The organism is Stenotrophomonas sp. DDT-1, assembly GCF_001580555.1.
GTDB lineage: Bacteria > Pseudomonadota > Gammaproteobacteria > Xanthomonadales > Xanthomonadaceae > Stenotrophomonas > Stenotrophomonas sepilia.
On sequence record NZ_LEKR01000009.1, the window covers coordinates 78,976 to 95,817 of the forward strand.

Annotated in this window: 21 protein-coding genes; 17 read left to right on the forward strand and 4 right to left on the reverse strand. The window is 64.2% G+C overall.

The features are described 5' to 3' along the window. Positions 1-71: 71 nt before the first annotated feature. Positions 72-272, reverse strand: coding sequence for a hypothetical protein (locus AB839_RS21445; protein ID WP_156476625.1), 201 nt, complete (start codon positions 270-272; stop codon positions 72-74). Positions 273-319: 47 nt separating this feature from the next. Here AB839_RS21445 and AB839_RS06860 point away from each other — a divergent pair, with 47 nt between their 5' ends. Beyond that, on the forward strand, positions 320-985 hold the full coding sequence (locus AB839_RS06860; protein WP_061478790.1) for an SOS response-associated peptidase: 666 nt from the start codon (positions 320-322) through the stop codon (positions 983-985). 18 nt (positions 986-1,003) lie between these two features. Here the strand turns inward: AB839_RS06860 and AB839_RS06865 are convergent, their stop codons facing one another. Next, a complete protein-coding gene (locus AB839_RS06865) occupies positions 1,004-1,348 on the reverse strand; it encodes a hypothetical protein (RefSeq protein ID WP_061478791.1) in 345 nt (114 codons plus the stop codon). Between the two features lie 666 nt (positions 1,349-2,014). On the opposite strand from AB839_RS06865, the gene AB839_RS06870 reads away from it, so the two are divergent. After that, positions 2,015-2,692: a Rha family transcriptional regulator gene (locus AB839_RS06870; RefSeq protein WP_061478792.1), complete on the forward strand. Its 678-nt coding sequence runs from the start codon at positions 2,015-2,017 to the stop codon at positions 2,690-2,692. Positions 2,693-2,854: 162 nt separating this feature from the next. Beyond that, positions 2,855-4,342, forward strand: coding sequence for an AAA family ATPase (locus AB839_RS06875; protein WP_061478793.1), 1,488 nt, complete (start codon positions 2,855-2,857; stop codon positions 4,340-4,342). 81 nt (positions 4,343-4,423) lie between these two features. On the opposite strand, the gene AB839_RS06880 is transcribed toward AB839_RS06875, so the two are convergent. Beyond that, positions 4,424-5,434 carry a phage portal protein gene (locus AB839_RS06880; protein WP_061478794.1) on the reverse strand — a complete coding sequence of 337 codons (1,011 nt, stop codon included), beginning with the start codon at positions 5,432-5,434 and terminating at the stop codon, positions 4,424-4,426. Next, positions 5,434-7,191, reverse strand: a complete 1,758-nt coding sequence (locus tag AB839_RS06885) for a terminase ATPase subunit family protein (RefSeq protein WP_061478795.1) — start codon at positions 7,189-7,191, stop codon at positions 5,434-5,436. The genes AB839_RS06880 and AB839_RS06885 overlap by 1 nt, the downstream gene beginning before the upstream one ends. Before the next feature lie 154 nt (positions 7,192-7,345). Here AB839_RS06885 and AB839_RS06890 point away from each other — a divergent pair, with 154 nt between their 5' ends. From AB839_RS06890 to AB839_RS21690, 14 genes are all read left to right on the forward strand, one after another. Next, positions 7,346-8,206 (forward strand): GPO family capsid scaffolding protein, encoded by an 861-nt coding sequence (locus AB839_RS06890; protein WP_061478796.1) that lies wholly within the window; start codon positions 7,346-7,348, stop codon positions 8,204-8,206. 33 nt (positions 8,207-8,239) lie between these two features. Continuing rightward, positions 8,240-9,256 (forward strand): phage major capsid protein, P2 family, encoded by a 1,017-nt coding sequence (locus AB839_RS06895; RefSeq protein ID WP_061478797.1) that lies wholly within the window; start codon positions 8,240-8,242, stop codon positions 9,254-9,256. A 2-nt stretch (positions 9,257-9,258) separates the two neighbouring features. Further along, positions 9,259-9,966, forward strand: a complete 708-nt coding sequence (gene gpM, locus AB839_RS06900) for a phage terminase small subunit (RefSeq protein WP_061478798.1) — start codon at positions 9,259-9,261, stop codon at positions 9,964-9,966. 104 nt (positions 9,967-10,070) lie between these two features. After that, positions 10,071-10,538 (forward strand): head completion/stabilization protein, encoded by a 468-nt coding sequence (locus AB839_RS06905; protein ID WP_061478799.1) that lies wholly within the window; start codon positions 10,071-10,073, stop codon positions 10,536-10,538. Then, positions 10,538-10,753 (forward strand): tail protein X, encoded by a 216-nt coding sequence (locus AB839_RS06910; RefSeq protein ID WP_014648126.1) that lies wholly within the window; start codon positions 10,538-10,540, stop codon positions 10,751-10,753. The genes AB839_RS06905 and AB839_RS06910 overlap by 1 nt, the downstream gene beginning before the upstream one ends. A gap of 2 nt (positions 10,754-10,755) precedes the next feature. Then, on the forward strand, positions 10,756-11,109 hold the full coding sequence (locus AB839_RS06915) for a putative holin (RefSeq protein WP_049405104.1): 354 nt from the start codon (positions 10,756-10,758) through the stop codon (positions 11,107-11,109). Beyond that, a complete protein-coding gene (locus tag AB839_RS06920) occupies positions 11,102-11,377 on the forward strand; it encodes a phage holin family protein (RefSeq protein ID WP_014648128.1) in 276 nt (91 codons plus the stop codon). Before AB839_RS06915 ends, AB839_RS06920 begins: the two co-directional genes overlap by 8 nt. Position 11,378: 1 nt before the next feature. Beyond that, entirely contained in the window at positions 11,379-12,014 is a 636-nt protein-coding gene (locus AB839_RS06925) for a glycoside hydrolase family 19 protein (protein ID WP_061478800.1), read from the forward strand. Then, a complete protein-coding gene (locus AB839_RS06930; protein ID WP_061478801.1) occupies positions 12,014-12,538 on the forward strand; it encodes a hypothetical protein in 525 nt (174 codons plus the stop codon). Before AB839_RS06925 ends, AB839_RS06930 begins: the two co-directional genes overlap by 1 nt. Further along, a complete protein-coding gene (locus AB839_RS06935) occupies positions 12,535-13,020 on the forward strand; it encodes a phage tail protein (RefSeq protein WP_061478802.1) in 486 nt (161 codons plus the stop codon). The genes AB839_RS06930 and AB839_RS06935 overlap by 4 nt, the downstream gene beginning before the upstream one ends. Next, on the forward strand, positions 13,017-13,478 hold the full coding sequence (locus AB839_RS06940) for a phage virion morphogenesis protein (protein WP_049419449.1): 462 nt from the start codon (positions 13,017-13,019) through the stop codon (positions 13,476-13,478). Before AB839_RS06935 ends, AB839_RS06940 begins: the two co-directional genes overlap by 4 nt. An 86-nt stretch (positions 13,479-13,564) precedes the next feature. After that, on the forward strand, positions 13,565-14,455 hold the full coding sequence (locus tag AB839_RS06945) for a baseplate J/gp47 family protein (protein ID WP_061478803.1): 891 nt from the start codon (positions 13,565-13,567) through the stop codon (positions 14,453-14,455). Next, positions 14,448-15,005 (forward strand): phage tail protein I, encoded by a 558-nt coding sequence (locus AB839_RS06950; protein ID WP_061478804.1) that lies wholly within the window; start codon positions 14,448-14,450, stop codon positions 15,003-15,005. The genes AB839_RS06945 and AB839_RS06950 overlap by 8 nt, the downstream gene beginning before the upstream one ends. 9 nt (positions 15,006-15,014) lie before the next feature. Further along, complete coding sequence (locus tag AB839_RS21690; RefSeq protein ID WP_061478805.1) at positions 15,015-16,841, forward strand: hypothetical protein; 1,827 nt, start codon at positions 15,015-15,017, stop codon at positions 16,839-16,841. The last annotated feature ends 1 nt before the right edge of the window (position 16,842 follow it).

The window sequence follows — 16,842 nt, forward strand, 5'->3', positions numbered from 1 at the left end:
GCACGCGACATTGCAGCATGCGCAAAATTTTCTGGTGCACAGCAATGCCTGATACAGGACTTTTCTACGTTCTAGACCTTGATGCTGTACGCAGCATCGATGGCAACCTCGACCGCGTGACCGCCCTCAGCGTCCGCTGCAACCGCTGCAAGCACATCACCCATACCAAAGCGCCGCAGCTCGAGACAATGCCAGGGGGCACGCTGCTCGCGTGCGCTGGCTGCGGCGAGCGTCAGGCCGTCAGCAACGCGCGCCTTGTTGAATGCGACCACATGCTGGCCCCGACGTTGCCCAGCGCGATCCCAGCCTAACGCGCGCCATGTGTGGTCGATTCGTTCAGCTCCCCGTTGTCGACTTCGGCCAGCCGGGTCTGGCTGACCTCGCACCCGGCCTGGCCGAGATCCAGCCGAGCTACAACCTCGCGCCGACACAGCGCGCCTCGGTGATTCTGGATCGGGGCGAAGGCCGGCACGTCACCCGGCTGGCGTGGGGCCTGCTGCCCTTCTGGGCCAAGGCCAAGGGCCTGCAGGGCTCGACCATCAACGCCCGGATCGAGACGGTGGCCACCAAACCAGCCTTCCGTGCGGCGTTCAAGAAACGCCGCTGCGTCATTCCCATGGCCGGATACTACGAGTGGTCGGTGAGCCCGATCGACGAGAAGAAAGATCCCTGGTTCATCCACGCCACAGCGCCGCTACTGGCCGCTGGCCTGTGGGAGGACACCAGCCCGCTGCTGCCAGACGGCAACCTGGGCACCTTCACCATCATCACCGGCGACAGCAGTGGGGTGTCGGCCGATATCCACGACCGGATGCCTGTCTGGATCGACCCTGGCCAGCTCGACGCGTGGCTCACGGCTGAGCCGGAGGAAGCGATGGCGATGCTGCTGGCTTCCGAGCCGCCCGCTATGCAGGCTTACCGCGTGAGCCGGGCTGTGAACACCCCACGCAACAACACCGAGCAGCTCCTGCAGCCCGTAGCCTGAGCGGATGCCGGCAGGCGTCTACCCCTGCCAGCCGAAGGGCGGCTCGATGTGCAGCTTCTTCAACCTGTTCGCCCGCACCGCCTCTCGATAGGCCTCGATCTTGGCGACATCCTCGCGCAGGCGGTTCTCGTGCCTGGTCACCCACATCTCGGCGCCGGCACGCCCCTGCTCGTAGCTGGTACACCAGCGGAACGGCCCGCCGGGACCATGCCGGTGCCGGTCAAGACTGGCGATCCAGATCCCGTCGTTCACCCGTTGCATCAGTACGACCACCCACACGCCGCTGCAAGCGATGACCGTAGGGGCATCGTCGGGGAGGCTGGCAGAGCGCGTCGTCCAGTAGAAGTCGGGGGGCAGCGGCATGGCCGGCAGGATACGGCTGGGCGTCGCAAGCGCTGCGACAAGGGCGCGAGCTGCGGGCGTGAGCGCGTGCGGCGGCAGGGAAGCTGATGGCCCCCTTTACGCGCGATAGAGTGCGATTTTTGAGGTGACCACGGGAAAGAGGTAACAAAGGTAATCAGCCCGTCGAATTCGGTCAATTAACTTTTAAAATCAATTGCTTATATGATCTTCATGAAGGTAACAATAGGGTAACCTTGGAGTAACCCGATTACCCTTTGGGGAGGTAATATCGGCAGAGTAGAAATTCCTTATGAATCAATGACATTACCTTGTAGGGGGCAGAAAATTACCTCCCATCACCTCAAAAGGTAACCACCTTTATGCTTTTGAAATCAAACGCTTAGACCCTGTTCTGGGCCGCGTGTTACCTGGTTACCTCCTTCCCGTGGTCACCTGAAAAATCGGGCCTTTCGAGAAGGGGCAGGGAACGCCCGCAGAGGGCCTCGCAGGCGCCGCTCTTGCGCAGGGAACCGCAGGGCCGGGCGCTGGCTGGAAACCCCGGAGAACGCCACACAGGGCCGGGGCTGGGCTTTGCCGCAGGGAGTGCAGAAAAAGCACCCTATGAAGTGCGCAGGCGTGGCGGGGAGACGAGTGCGCGCGCTCGGGGACGGAGGGCAAAATGGGGGGATGAACACTACCGATCAGCTCCCCATCCCAGTTGTCCGGGTGTCGCCCACAGGCTGTGCCTTCACCACCAGCACCGACGTGGCCGCATTCTTCGACAAGCGCCACAGCCATGTGCTGCGGGCCATAGAGAGCCTGTTGAGCGACTTGAGGGACCAGTTTCAGTTGCAAAGCAAGGCGCACGTGGATGAACAATCGGACGCTCAGGACCATCAGCCCAAAATTGGGCTGATGGTCCCCGAGGATCTCTTCCAGGCGGCAGAGGTGGAGGTCGGCATTGGAAGTGGCGCCGTGCGGCGCGATCCGATCTACAACCTGAGCCGTGACGGGTTCGCCCTGTTGGCCATGGGCTTCACGGGCAAGCAGGCTCTCGCGTTCAAGCTGGCCTACATATCGGCGTTCAACGCGATGGAAGCTAGACTGCGCCAGCCCTACGTGGCTCCCTTGGCTGAAGATCTGGAGTTCGCACGGGGCCTGCGCGTGAAAGACAAGCTCATGCTCCATGAGCAGGCCTACAAGGCCTCCAGGGCATTGAGCGCCGCCATCAACGAAGACGAACGCCGCCAAGCTTATTGGCAGCTATATCAGGTCAACACGACCCTCGGTGTCCCAATGCCCACCATGGAAGCACTGGGGGTTGAGCCGTTGGCCCCCAGCAGCCGCCTGCCTCAGCCGCGCTGAATCTGTCTTGCGCCCCTCTGCTTGGCCGGGAGGCGAGTGCGCTCGCGAGGGCCAAAGCCACGAAGACGTACGCAGTATGGCGGAATCGTACGGAGAGGTTGACGCTGTACAATCTCGCCCCGCAGTGACCACGTAGGTCGACCAAATCGCAAGGAATGCTAGATGGCAACCCAATCAGACATCGCGGACGTAATCTCTCGGATCAATGATCGTTGGGCGATTCCGAAGGCCAGAAACGGGCATTTCGGCAATGTTCTGAAATCGCTGACTATCAACAACGTCCGCGGTGTAACCGAGAAGATAGAGTTCACCTGGCCGGTGACTGCAATAGCCGGGACCAACGGCAGCGGAAAAACGACGCTGCTGCAACTTTGTTCCGCTGCCTACGTCAAGGAAACAGGCGGGCGCGTCTACAAGATTGGAGACTGGGTGCGCAACGCGCTTGGCGACGAGACCCCGGCGTTCGACGAAAGGTCCTCAGTGAGCTTCACGTTTTGGGATGATTCTCCGCAAGTCGAGATCCCTTATCAGAAGGCCCGAACTCGCTGGGGCTACCCGCGTACCAATCCGAAACGCAATGTGGCGTTTATTGGCATCGGGCTGTTCGCTCCCCGCATCGAACGCCGCGACCGCCTCCATGTTTATCGCGCGCAGGTCAAGGTAAAGGCGAGCTCCTCCCTCCCAAAGGACGTCGTGCAGGCAATTTCATCGATCCTCAATGCGGGATACACGGCTGGCTCAATTCACACTGTCGGACCGGCTTCCGATCAGTGGACAGAGAATCTTCCTCAGCTGGTGAAAAATGGCAAGCGGTACGGCGAACACCACATGGGCGCCGGAGAGCAGAAGATTGTCGCGCTGATTCGACAATTGGAGGCCATTCCTGCCCGGTCGCTCATTCTTCTGGAAGAGCCGGAAATCACGTTACATCCCGACGCCCAGCGAGGGTTGGCCTGGTACCTGATGAGCCTGTCGCATCGCAAGGGGCATCAGATCATCGTCTCTACTCATTCAGGCGAGCTTTTCGAGACGCTACCTCTTGATGGCCGACTGCTGATGATTAGAGCGAACGATGCTGTCACAGCGGTACCACGCGCTCCGTACATTGCGGCAGCACGCCAATTGAATGGCGTGGTGAAGTCGAATCAGGACCTCATCTTGGTCGAGGATGCAGTTGCACAGGCGTTCTTGAGAGAACTGCTGCGCCAGAAGAACAAACAGTTGCTGGACAACTGCGCTATTGTCCCGGTAGGAAACACCGACGACGTCTACCGCCTCGTTCAGAGTTTTCGGCAGATGAAGGTGCGCGCAATTGGAGTGCGAGACCCAGACATCGGCGCTTCGCCATCGTCTGGACTGTTCTCACTGCCGGGAGACCTCGCGCCGGAATCCTTACTTCTAACTGACGACAACATTGCCGCTACCGAAGATTACTTGAACGGCATCACGGCTTGTTTCTCCAAGGCGCGCGTAGCAGGAATTGGGCATTCGGGTAGTAGTTGGGCAAAGAAGGTGTTCCCGTCCCTCGCCCATCAGATGGACCTACCCCGAGACGCTCTCGCAGATCGACTTACGATAAGTTGGCTCAGATCAAATAGTGCTGCCGCGAGCGCACTAGCCGCTGACATCGATACCGCATTTCTTGCGTAGGCGCGCTCAGCGACAGCGTATGTTTTCGCACCTAGAGCGGACGGACACATGCGACGCCCAGCAGCTTCTGCCCGCCAGTCATCACGCAGCAGCTCCCAGCTCGAAGGGGCTGAAGCGGATCACTTCTTGGCCCAACCATTCGTTGATCGCAGTCATGCGCGTCTGCAGCGGGGCAAGCTCCATCGCCGCCCACACCGCCGCTGCGTCCCGGATGGAGCCAAAGCCGCCGCTGTTCTGCGGAACGATGCCGAGCAACTGCGGAGGCACGCGCAGCGCTGCCAGCATGTCATCGCGGGTCACGCTCTTGATGCCGGTGAATTCATCCCTTGCCGCCACCTCGCTGACCGGGATCACCTGCAGGCCGTCCTTCTTCCCGTTGGGCGAATGCACGAACAGGTTTTTGAAATTGCCCGGCCCCCGCGACTGCCGCAGTGCGTCTCGCAACGCATCCACGTCCATGCCCTCGGGTTGGGGGTCGGTCATGTAGAGGATGTAGCCGGCGTGCGAACCGTTGTTGTAATACTTCCTGCGGAACAGCGTGGCCGACTCGTTCAGCAGCGCGGCCTGTACGGCTGGCATCCATTCTGGCAGGCCGTAGATCTCCTGATCGGCATCCGCCTCCCGCAGCTGGAACACATCACCGGCGGGAAACTCATGCTCTACCCGTCCGGCGCGCACCTGAAAGAACTCACCGGGCTGGACACCACGGCGCACGTACTGCGCCAGCGGCACGGCCAGGCTGTGTGCGGCGCCTGACATGGCACGGCGTCGCTCGACATACCCCATGCCGAAGGTGGTGTAGTCCAGCGCCAGCTGCGAGAACGCCTCGCGGCTCAGCAGCCGGTGCGGCCGGAACGTGCGCACCAGCATGTTGCGTTTGAACGTCAGGCCACTGTGCAGATACGGGTTGGAGCGCGTGGTGCGCGACAGCCCTTGCAGATCCACCGGCGGCTCGAAGTAGCGGCCATTGCGCCAGCATTCGAGGTAGTCAAGGAAGCCACGCGATTCCAGCACCGGGCTGGCCTCGCCAAAGGTGAACGCCTCGATACTCGCCGGCGGCGCGCTGGGTGCGCCGTGGTCAGTGTCGGTCATCAGAAAATCTCCATGGTGCCGCGCGCAGCCTGTCCGCCTTCCAGCGGCTCGTTCTGCAGCGCGTGCATGAGTGCCCAGGCCAGGTCAGCATGGCCAGTGGTGCGCGAGCGCCCGGCGGTGTAGGTCACCTGGCGCCCGCTCGGGGTGATGGTTTTCTGGATCGCCAGCAGTGACTGCGTGAGGTCGGTCCAGCCGGCGTCGTATTCCAGCCGTTCGTCATTGATTACGTCATAGGCTTTCAGCACCAGCCGCGTTTTCACCTCGGGCGAATAGTTGAAGACGGTCACGCCGGGGAAGAACTGGCGCACCAGCTGAGCAACGCCGGTGCCCATGCCGGTCGCATCCACGCCGATGTAGGTCACCCAATAGCGCTTGGTGATCTGCTCGATGAACGCCGCCTGGTCTTTGAACTCCATGCCCTTGAACTGGTGGCGTTCCAGCACGCGGAACTTGCCGCCAGGCACCAGTGGCGGCGCAACCACCACGATGCCCGCGCTGTCGCCAGTCTCGGCCGGGTCGTAGCCGATCCACACGGCGCGGTCGCCGTAGGGACGGACGGCAAACGGCTTGTAGTCGTCCGCCCACTCGACCCAGCTATCGACCTGGCAGGGCTGCAGCATGGTTAGCGGGAACACGCTGGCGCTGTCATCCACGAACTCGCACATCAGCAGATTGGCGAATTCCTCGGCGCTGTAGTCGCGGCGTAGTTCCTCGATATCGAACAGGTCACAGCCACGGCCGGCCGCATCGAGAACGGTCACGATCTGGCGCCAGATCGCGTCCTCGCAATGCCGGCCACCCATCAGGCGCGCGTGGCTCACGTCCAGCTGGATCTGCTGGGACACCGAGCGTCCCTTGTTGAAGCGCTCACCGGTCCAGAAATCGAAGGCTTCATGCGCCATGGTCGACGGCGTGCTGAAGTAGGTCTTGCGCCACTTCTTGTGCATCGCCATGCCGCTGGCGACCTTGTTCAGCTGGTTGAAACCGTAGGTCCAGAAGAACTCGTCAAAATAGAAATTGCCGTGGTAGCCCTGTGCGGTGCGGGCGTTGGTGCCCAAGAAGAACAGCTCGGCGCCATTGGCCAGGGTGATCGGGTCGCCGGTCAGGTCACGGTCCAGCACCTCACGCACGAAGCCGCGCATGTAGCCGAGGAAGATGTGCGCCTGGCTCTTGGATGCGCTCAGGAAAATCTGATTTCGACCGGTGGTCAGCGCGTCGATCAGCGCCTCGCGGGCGAAGTAGTAGGTGGCACCGATCTGGCGCGATTTCAGGATGATGCGCGTGCGTTCGTTGCCCGCCCGGTACCAATCGCGCTGGTAGTCGAAACAGCCATCTACGAATGCCGTCTGCAGGCGCTCGATCTCTTCCTCGCTGAACTCGTTCTTGCGCGCCTTCTTCTTGGGAGCCGCGTTGCGGTTGGCCACCGCCGGATTGAGGTCGGTCTCGTTGCCACCGCCCTGGTACCGTTGAATGCGCGCCTGCCGTTCCAGCTGGCGGTGCAGCAGATCAATCTCTTTGAAGTCACCGCCGGTCTTGCCTTCCTTGTGGATCAGGATGGCCAGGCGTGCCTCCAATGCGCCGCCGATGCGCTCGACGGTGTCTGCGCGGTCCCATTCGTCGCGCGCCTTCCAGCTGTGGACCGTCTTTTCCTTCTCGCCGATCAGCGAGGCGATATCGCACACACGCCAACCCATCCAGTACAGGAACTTGGCTTGGCGTCGTGGATCGACGTGGAGTTTTTCGGCTACGCTGGTCACGTGAACAGGTTGCCCGCCGCCACGCGCGCGCGACACGAAAAACCCACGTAGAACAGCGGCTTACAAACTGACCGCGTTGCCGCTACAGCGCCCTCATTCGACCATGGGTCATCGCATCGAGAACCGATGCGCAACGACACCAGCAGAGGGCGAGATGGCCAGCAAAACCAAGAAGCGTTCCGAGTTCTTTCGTGTCGCCGTCGAAGGCGCCACCACCGATGGCCGCGTGATCGAACGCCAGCAGATCGCGGACATCGCCGAAACCTACGACCCGGAGGTGTACGGCGCACGCATCTGGCTGGAACACTTCCGCAGCACGCTGCCGGACAGCCCGTTCCGCGCCTATGGCGACGTGCTGGCGGTGAAGGCCGAGGAAGTCGAGATTGCCGGCAAGAAGAAGCTGGCGCTCTTCGCCCAGGTCGAGCCAACTGATGACCTGGTCGACATGGTCAATGTGCGCAAGCAGAAGGTCTTTACCAGCATCGAGATTTCCCCGGAGTTCGCCGACAGCGGAAAGGCGTACCTGTTCGGCCTGGCCGTGACCGACTCCCCCGCCAGCCTGGGCACCAGCATGCTCGCGTTCTCGGCCCAGCACCCAGAGAACAGCCCGCTGAAGGACCGCAAGCAGGCCCCGGAGAACCTGTTCACCGAAGCCACCGAGACGGTCATCAAGTTCACCGCCGAGGATGAACCGGAAGCCCGCCCCGGCCCGGTCGCTGTGTTCCTTTCGAGCCTGGGCCTGGGCAAGAAGGCCGCGCCGGCACCGGCCAAGGAAGATCCCGAGTTCAACGTGGCCGAGTTCGCCGCTCAGCTGCTGGGCGCGGTGGGTGAGCAGGATGCGGCCATGGCCAAGCTCAGCCAGGACAACCGCGCACTGCGCGAGCAGGTGCAGACCCTGTCCACTCAGGTCGCCGGCCTGCGCAAGAAGCTGGACGAAACCCCGCAGGCATTCACCCAGCGTCCGGTTGTTCCGGGTGGCAAGGACGTGGACGCCGCCAACATCACCGACTGCTGATCGGCCTCTCTTTCACCATCTACGGAGCTTCCCATGCGTACCGAAACCCGCCGCCTGTTCGAGGGCTATACCCAGCAGGTTGCAACGCTGAACAACGTCAGCGGCGTGGCCAACACCTTCTCTGTCGAGCCGACCGTGCAGCAGAGCCTCGAAGCCCGCATGCAGGAGAGCAGCACGTTCCTGCAGGCGATCAACATGGTCGGCGTGAACGAACTGAAGGGCCAGAAGGTTGGCGTTGGCATCACCGGCACCATTGCCGGCCGCACCGATACCAGCGGCAATGGCGAGCGCAATCCGTCCGATCCGACCTCGCTGGTGTCCAACACCTACGAGTGCCAGAAGACCGACTTTGACACCGCCCTGCCCTATGCCCGTCTGGACGCCTGGGCGCACCGTCCCGAGTTCCAGACCCTGATCCGCGACGCGATCATCCAGCGCCAGGCACTGGACCGGATCATGATCGGTTGGCACGGCACCAGCATCGCCATCAACACCGACCGCGTCGCCAATCCGATGCTGCAGGATGTGAACAAGGGTTGGCTGCAGAAGTACCGCGAGCATGCGCCCGAGCGTGTCATGACCGAAGGCGTCGATGGCAGCGGCAAGATCAAGGTGGGCGGTACCGACGCTGATTACGGCAACATCGATGCCCTGGTGATGGACCTGGTCGCCAACCTGATCGACCCGTGGCATCAGGAAGATCCGAGCCTGGTGGTGATCTGCGGCCGCCAGCTGGTGCACGACAAGTATTTCCCGATCATCAACCGTGACAACGCCCCCACCGAGAAGGTCGCGGCCGAACTGATCCTGGGCGCCAAGCGCATCGGTGGCCTGCAGCCGGTCATCGTGCCGTTCTTCCCGGCCAAGTCGCTGATGGTGACCAGCCTGAGCAACCTGTCGCTGTACTGGCAGATTGCCTCGCGCCGCCGTCACATCATCGAGCAGCCGAACAAGAACCGCGTCGCCAACTTCGAGTCGTCCAACGATGACTACGTGGTGGAGGACTACGGTCTGGGCGCGGTGGCCGAGAACATCGAGTTCGGGATCTGACCATGGTCGACACCCCCGCCAGCCGCCATGTGAAGCGTGCGCTCGCCTCGAAGGAGGCGGCGCGCACCGCCGGCAGCAACCTGATGGAAGGGACCACGATCTACCAGCAGATGCAGGTGCGCCTGGCTTCCGACCGCGCCCGGCTGAAGCAGATCCAGTCCACGCAGGGCAAGGCTCAGCTCAAGACTGCGCTGCTGCCGTCCTATGCCCCGTATCTGGAGGGTGTGCTGTCGGCGGACGCCGGCGGCAAGGACGATATCGTCTCCACGCTGATGCTGTGGCACTTCGATGCCGGGCTGTTCGATGCCGGCCTCGACATTGCGCGGTACGTCCTGGCCCACGGTCTGGATATGCCGGACACCCACAAGCGCACAGCGGCCTGCGTGGTGGCTGAGGAAATCGGCTTGGCCGCGCTGAACGCGCTCAAGACCAGCGCCCCGTTCGACCTGAATGTGATCGACCGGGCGGCCACGCTCACCGAGGGCCAGGACATGCCCGACGAAGTGCGCGCCCGTCTGCTGCTGGCGCGTGGACGCAGCCTGCTGGCCACCGATACCGAGGCCGCGCCACTGAGCGCCGACGCAGTCGCCCAGGCCATCGAAGACCTGCGCACCGCCATCCAGCTGCATGACAGCTGCGGCGGCAAGGAAGACCTCAAGCGCGCCGAGCGCCTGCAGAAGAAGTTCGAGGCCAGCCAGTCCAACGACTGACCTCACACCGAGCGTACCCCGCGACCCCGCCGGCTCGGGGCCGATCACCAAGACCTCTCTCCCTTGGTGTGACGCCCCGACCACCGGCGACCTACGGACACACCATGAGCGCCTTCACCGCCAACGCATCACCCGCACCCAAGCTCGCCCCCGTAACCGCCGGTGCATTCTGGCCGGAGATCGACGTGGACGCGCTGCGCGAAGCCATCCGGGTTCCGGGTGACGTGCTGTCGGCACGGCTGCGCAACACCGTGGTGCTGGCCGTGGCTTCGGTCACGCGGGAGTTGGCGTTGTGGCAGGCCCGCAAGGAAGCGGACGGCTTTGCTGCGCTGGCAGACATACCGGCGCAGCAGATCGACGGAGAGTCGGTGCTGCTGCAGCTGTACCGGCGCGCAGTGCAGTGCTGCACCGCCGTGGAGCTGCACGAGCGCTACCGGTCCTATGACGCTACCGCCCAGGGCAATCAACGCGCCGACGATCTGACCCCGACCATTGATGAGATGCGGCGCGATCACCGCAACGCCATCAGCGATCTGCAGGGGCTGCGGCGAGTTACGGTGGAGTTGATCTGATGCGCGTCCGCTCGCTACAGGGCGACACCATCGACGCGCTGTGTCATCGGCACCTCGGAACCACCGCCGGCATGGTCGAGAGGGTGATGGCGCTGAACTATGGAATCAGCCTGCATGGCCCTGTCCTGCCCATGGGCACCGTGGTGGAACTGCCAGACGTACCGACACCCTCAACCGGCGCAGTGATGCGTCCCCTTGTCCAGCTATGGGATTGAAGATGACCGAACCAACTTCCACCGGCAGCATGGCCGCACTGGCCACCGGCGTCGGCCTCGCCTCGCTGCTGCCGGGCATCGAGACGGACGCATTCATCGGCGCGTTCGCCGGTGCCACCCTGTTCGTCGTATCGGCCAAGGATCTGTCGCTCTGGAAGCGGCTGATCTACTTGGCCATCAGCGTGGTGGCCGGCTACATGGGCGGTACGGAGGTCATGCGCCGGTTTGACGTGGCGTCCAGCGGCCTGGCCGCGTTCCTGTGTGCGGCCACCATCATCACCCTCACCCTGGCCCTGATCGAGCGCAGCCGCAGCGCCGATCCGAGCCGCCTGCCGCGCGGAGGCTCCGATGGCTGAACTACTGACCACCGCCACGCTGCTGTGCTGCGTCGCCATCTGCGTGCGCCTGCTGACCTACCGGCCGGCGCCCAACGCCAACCATCGCCACGGCATCGCCTGGTGCGCCTGGCTGCTGATTGCCAGCACCGGTGGGCAGGCCCTGCAGATCATCCTGCAGGGCGCCGGCGCCCGCGTCACCGCTTGGCAGCTGGCACTGTTGGTGGTGCTGCTGGTGGCGGTCTATCGGGCGCGTGGGAACGTGGCCCACCTGTTCGGGAGCAACTGACATGCTGACCCCTGCTCTGCTCGCTCAGATCATGCAGTGCCCGCTGCAGCGCGCACAGCGCTGGGCCGAGGCGCTGAACGCGGCCATGAGGCGCTTCGGCATCAACACGCCGGTGCGCGCGGCCTACTTCCTGGCACAGGTCGGCCACGAGAGCCTGAGCCTGTCGCGTGTCGAAGAGTCGCTCAGCTACAGCCGCGAACGCCTGCTGGAAGTGTTCGGCCGGTACATCTCGCTAGCCGAGGCCGCCGGGTTCGTTCATCAGCCGGCAAAGCTCGGCAACCGCGTCTACGCCAACCGCAACGGCAACGGTAGCGAGGCCAGCAGCGACGGCTATCTGTTCCGCGGCCGTGGCCCGCTGCAGCATACCGGCCGGGGCAATTACCGCCGCATGGGGCAGCTGATCGGCCAGCCGCTGGAAGAACAGCCGGGCCTGCTGATCGAGCCGGAGATCGGCGCCATGGCGGCGGCTGCGTTCTGGAAAGAGAACGGCCTCAACACCTACGCCGATCAGCGCGACGTGCTGACCGTCAGCCGCGTCATCAACCTTGGCAACGCCCGCAGCCGCGCCACGCCCAATGGCATGGCAGACCGCACCGCCCGCACCACGCGCGCCCTGGCCGCGCTGGGGGCGCGCTGATGCTCTACCGCGCCCTCGCACTGGCCGCCCTGGTGCTGGCTACCGCCGGCCTCTTCAGCTGCCAGCAGTCGCGCGTCAGCCGCGCCACCATCGCGCTGGACGAGGCCAACGCGGCCTTGGCCAAGGCCGTCGCCGACAACGCCGCCCTGGCCAGCAGCCTCAAGCTGGCCGAAGGCACCACCCGCGTCGTGACCAAGTACGTGGACCGCGTACAGCTGGTGCAAGAGCGCGGCGACACCATCGTCAAAGAGGTTCCCATCTATGTCACCGCGAACGCTGATGCTGCCTGTGTTGTTCCTGCTGGCTTCGTGCAGCTCCACGACACCGCTGCGAGCGGCAGCCCCACCGCCGGCCCTGCCGGAAATCCTGATGCGCCCGCCGCCGCCACTCCGCTCTCTGCCGTCGCCGAAACCGTCGCCAGCAACTACGCCACCTGCCACGCCACCGCCGAGCAGGTAGTGGCCCTGCAGGAACTGGCCCGCGAGCTGCACGCCGAGCTTGAACGGCAGGCAGGTACGCCATGAAGAAGCCGCAGCTGCTGCGGGACCACCTGGTCGCCGCCGTCCCCGCGCTGGCCAACGACCCGGACAAGCTGCTGATCTTCGTCGACAGTGGTGGCCTGGCCGGCACCTACCGACCGGGCCTGGCGTTTGAGTACCGCTACACTCTGGACCTGGTGCTGACCGACTTTGGCAGCTCACCCGAGGCGGTCATGGTGCCGCTGCTGCAGTGGCTGACCCGCCACCAGCCCGAACTGCTGGCCAACCCTGCCAACCGCGAGAAGCTCACCTTCGAGGTGGACGTGCTGGGCGACAACCTGGTGGATCTGGCCATCAAGATGCCGCTCACCGAACGGGTGTTGGTCACCCGCGCCGCCGATGGCAGCGTGCAGCTGCAGCACCTGCCCGAGCCACCTGCAGAGGATGCCCACGCCGACACGCTGGCCGGCGGCGCCCTGGTCGCGGACGGGATCCAGATCGCCACCCTGCCAGCGATCACCGAATGAGCGAGGATCTGCAGCGACTGGAAGCCTGGGCCGCGCCCCTGCTGCGGCGTCTGCAGCCGGCCGAACGCGGCAAGCTGGCGCGCAAGGTCGGTACCGCGCTGCGCCGGGCACAGCAGCAGCGCATCGCAACGCAGAAAAACCCCGATGGCACACCCTACGCGGCGCGCCGTGCCGCGCCCCTGCGTCGGGCCAAGGCCGGGCGCATCAAGCGCGGCGCAATGTTCGCCAAGATCCGGCAGGCGCGGCACCTTCGCGTACGTGTGACCCCCAATGAGGTGGCTGTCGGCTTCACCGGCCGCGTATCGCGCATTGCACTGATCCATCAGGAGGGCCGCAGCGATGCGGTCAGCAAGGGCGGGCCCCGCGTTACCTATGCACGTCGGCGCCTGCTGGGCTTCTCGCCCGCCGATGAACAGCTGGTGCGCGATCTGATCCTCGACCATCTGGACGGTCTATAGCGTAATCCCCCGCCCTACACGGCGTAGCCGGTGGCCACGCGCGCGCGCGATGGGATGCTGAAACGCATCCCCGAATCGGCGCTGTCGTGTCCACATTTACCGCCATCGAAGTCGACAAGCTGCCGGCGCCCGACATCTTCGAGCAGCGCTCGTTCGAGTCGATCTACGCCGAGCGTCTGGCTGAGTTCCGCCGCCTTTGCCCGGAGTACACCGCCGTGGTCGAATCCGACCCGGTGGTGAAGATCCTGCAGGCCAGTGCGTACCGAGAGGTGCTGCTGCGAGAGCAGTTCAACCAGCGCGCTCGCGGCCTCCTTCTTCCGTACTCCCAGGGCGGCGACCTCGACAACCTGGCGGTACCGTACGGGGTTCAGCGAAAGCTACTGACCCCCGCAGATCCCGAGACGGGCACACCGGCGGCCTACGAAAGCGATTCAGATTTCCGGCGCCGCATCCAGCTCGCGCCTGAGGGCCTGTCAGTTGCTGGCCCCGAAGGGGCGTACATCTTCCACACCCTGTCGGCCGACGTGGCCGTACTCGACGCCAGCGTTGCCAGCCCTTCGCCCGGCGAAGTCGTGGTGACCGTGCTTTCACGGGAGGGCGATGGAACGCCCTCTGCGCAGCTGCTGGCTGCGGTGGAATCGGCCCTGCTCAACGGGAACGTGCGCCCCCTCACCGACCACGTGACTGTGGCGGCAGCCACCATTGAGCCGTACGAAGTCCGCGCGCAGCTGACCACCTTCAACGGACCTGACAGCGCCCTGGTCATTGCCGAGGCCAACCGCCGCATGCGGCTTTTCCTGAGCCAGTCGCAGCGGCTGGGCCGTGACGTTCCGCTCTCGGCGCTGTACTCGGCGCTGCATGTCGAGGGCGTGCAGCGCGTCCAACTGGACAGCCCCGCCGCAGATATCACGGTCAGTCCGCAGAGCGCGGCGTACTGCACCGCTGTGGTGATCGAACACGTGGGCACCAATGACTGAGGTGCGCACCCTGCTGCCCCCCAATGCCACCACGCTGGAACGGGCCGTGGAGGGCGCCGATGCGCAGCTGATGGGCATTCCGATGGTTCACCACCTGCTGTGGAACCCGTGGACGTGCCCGGCGGAGTTTCTGCCTTTCCTGGCGTGGACGGTGTCGGTTGACACCTGGGACAGCGAGTGGCCGGAACAGATCAAGCGCGCCCGCATCGCCAGCTCGTTCCAGATCCAACGGCACAAGGGCACCGCGCAGAGCATTGCCGACGTGGTGGCCAGCTTCGGCGGACAGGTGCAGCTGCGCGAGTGGTGGCAGATGGACCCGCCCGGCCAGCCCCACACCTTCGAGCTGCTGCTGACCTTGAGCGGTCAAGGTGGGCAAGACGCCACCGCCGACTTTATCGACCAGGTGATGGCTGCGGTGGACCGCGCCAAGCCCGTGCGTTCGCACTACTCCTTCACTCAGGGCATCAACGCCGAGGGTGCCATCGGCGTCCTGGGCGTGGCCCGCGTGCTTACTTCTACCCGCCTGCAGCTGTCAGCCAGCGAACCGTAGGACATACTCATGCCCATCCCCCAGATCACCATTACGCCGGCAGGCTTTGCCGCCATCATCAACGCAGAGAACACGGGTACCGCGCCGGTCAAGGTCGCACAGGTCGGCTTGACTGCTCAGCACTTCGACGTGGGCACCGTGGGCGCATCCGTGCCGGCGGAGTTCAAGCGCCTGACCACCTTCGGTGGCAAGGCCGTTGCCGACGACACGCTGCACCTGAACGTGCGCGACGACGGCACCGACACGTACACGCTGCGCGGCTTTGGCCTGTACCTGCAGGACGGCACGCTGTTTGCCGTCTACTCGCAGTCCACGCCCATCATGGAGAAGGCAGCGGCCGCGACCCTGTTGCTGGCCACGGACATTCGGTTCGCCAAGATCAACGCCACCAGCATCGAGGTCGGCGATATCGACTTCATCAATCCACCGGCGACGACCACGCAGATGGGCGTAGTGCGGTTGGCCACCGAGCAGGAGGCAGACGCCGGCAGCGATCACGCCACGGCGATCACCCCGCGCGGCCTGGCCCGCTACATCAACAACCGCTTCGGAGCCGGGGCGCCCTCCACCTTCGTCAAGACGCTGCTCGGCTTGGCCACCGCCGCCATGTTCCGCGTCGAACTGGGCCTGAAGTCCGCTGCGCTGCGCGATGAGGGCCATGGGAACGGCCTCAACGCGGACCTGCTTGACGGCGCGCACGGCGACCACTACCTGGAGTGGAAGAACTTCACTGGCGTGCCGAACAGGTTTCCGTCTGCTCCCCACACGCATCCAATCGGCGAGGTAGACGGCCTGCAGCCAGCGCTCGACGGCAAAGCCAACCGTGCCGGAGACACCTTCACCGGGCCACTGGCGGTGAATGGGGCCATGCTGCGTTCTTACGGATGGAACGGCGTCGCCAGTAACGGAATCCTGGTGCTGGGTGATACTGGCTCCTCCATCGCTAAAAACGGGGCCTACTTCGACTTCACCAACTCGGCGGGCGGGTATACCGCCACCCTTTCGGCCGGCGGCACCATCTGGACCAGCGGCAACTTTGACCCCGGCAAAAAGGTGAACAAGACGGGGGACACGATGACCGGCGACCTGACCACGGTCGGCCTTCGCGTTGGCTATCCTGGCAACCCTGTTGCTCGCGTCTTTAGCGGTTCAAACGTGGTCTATTGGGACAGCCGCAGCAGCTACGACGGCTCACTCCCCGATGCGACTGCGTACTATCGGGCGACTGCTCACGCCTGGGCCAACAGCACTGGCGTGATCGTCGCGAGCCTGAGCGGTTCGGGGGCGCTAGTTGCGAACGGTGGTGTCAAGGGCGGCGGTGCCTTCGATCCCAACGCACCCCAGGCCGCAGGACTCATCTCCTCCGGGTCATATGGCGGCGGCATCGCCATGCAAGATGGCGTACACCACGCGTACTTCTACACGGCGAACGGGGACGCACTCTTCGGGCGAATCCGCAACGGCAACAGCGGCGCATTTACCATGTTGTTCGAAGCCCGCCCCACCGGGTTCAACACGCCAGGCGGCTACGACTTCGGTTCGTCCATAAAGCTGAAGGAAATCGAAGGTCCGCAGCCATATGGCTTGGCGGAAGTCGAGCGCATGGAATTGGCAGTGGGCCACTACAAGCCGGAGTACAACAACGACGGCCGACGCCGCCTGTTCTTCGTCGCCGAACAACTGGCCGAACTGGTACCGGAAGCAGTGAACCTGGAAGGCGTCGAGTTCAACAGCGAGCGCGTCCCGTCCATCAAGATCGACCAGCTGCTGCCGGTATTGGCCCGCTCGATTCAGGAGCTTGCTGGCCAGGTCCGCGAGCTGCGGGAGAGGGTCTGAC

Bases quoted from the DNA above. Each gene is read 5' to 3' on its own strand.
- AB839_RS06930 (WP_061478801.1), top strand. From the start codon at position 12,014: ATGCTCTACCGCGCCCTCGCACTGGCCGCCCTGGTGCTGGCTACCGCC.
- AB839_RS06870 (WP_061478792.1), top strand. From the start codon at position 2,015: ATGAACACTACCGATCAGCTCCCCATCCCAGTTGTCCGGGTGTCGCCC.
- AB839_RS06895 (WP_061478797.1), top strand. From the start codon at position 8,240: ATGCGTACCGAAACCCGCCGCCTGTTCGAGGGCTATACCCAGCAGGTT.
- AB839_RS06935 (WP_061478802.1), top strand. From the start codon at position 12,535: ATGAAGAAGCCGCAGCTGCTGCGGGACCACCTGGTCGCCGCCGTCCCC.
- AB839_RS06875 (WP_061478793.1), top strand. From the start codon at position 2,855: ATGGCAACCCAATCAGACATCGCGGACGTAATCTCTCGGATCAATGAT.
- AB839_RS06950 (WP_061478804.1), top strand. From the start codon at position 14,448: ATGACTGAGGTGCGCACCCTGCTGCCCCCCAATGCCACCACGCTGGAA.
- AB839_RS06865 (WP_061478791.1), bottom strand. From the start codon at position 1,348: ATGCCGCTGCCCCCCGACTTCTACTGGACGACGCGCTCTGCCAGCCTC.
- AB839_RS21690 (WP_061478805.1), top strand. From the start codon at position 15,015: ATGCCCATCCCCCAGATCACCATTACGCCGGCAGGCTTTGCCGCCATC.
- AB839_RS06920 (WP_014648128.1), top strand. From the start codon at position 11,102: ATGGCTGAACTACTGACCACCGCCACGCTGCTGTGCTGCGTCGCCATC.
- AB839_RS06915 (WP_049405104.1), top strand. From the start codon at position 10,756: ATGACCGAACCAACTTCCACCGGCAGCATGGCCGCACTGGCCACCGGC.
- AB839_RS06905 (WP_061478799.1), top strand. From the start codon at position 10,071: ATGAGCGCCTTCACCGCCAACGCATCACCCGCACCCAAGCTCGCCCCC.
- AB839_RS06910 (WP_014648126.1), top strand. From the start codon at position 10,538: ATGCGCGTCCGCTCGCTACAGGGCGACACCATCGACGCGCTGTGTCAT.
- AB839_RS06940 (WP_049419449.1), top strand. From the start codon at position 13,017: ATGAGCGAGGATCTGCAGCGACTGGAAGCCTGGGCCGCGCCCCTGCTG.
- AB839_RS06880 (WP_061478794.1), bottom strand. From the start codon at position 5,434: ATGACCGACACTGACCACGGCGCACCCAGCGCGCCGCCGGCGAGTATC.
- gpM (WP_061478798.1), top strand. From the start codon at position 9,259: ATGGTCGACACCCCCGCCAGCCGCCATGTGAAGCGTGCGCTCGCCTCG.
- AB839_RS06925 (WP_061478800.1), top strand. From the start codon at position 11,379: ATGCTGACCCCTGCTCTGCTCGCTCAGATCATGCAGTGCCCGCTGCAG.
- AB839_RS06890 (WP_061478796.1), top strand. From the start codon at position 7,346: ATGGCCAGCAAAACCAAGAAGCGTTCCGAGTTCTTTCGTGTCGCCGTC.
- AB839_RS06860 (WP_061478790.1), top strand. From the start codon at position 320: ATGTGTGGTCGATTCGTTCAGCTCCCCGTTGTCGACTTCGGCCAGCCG.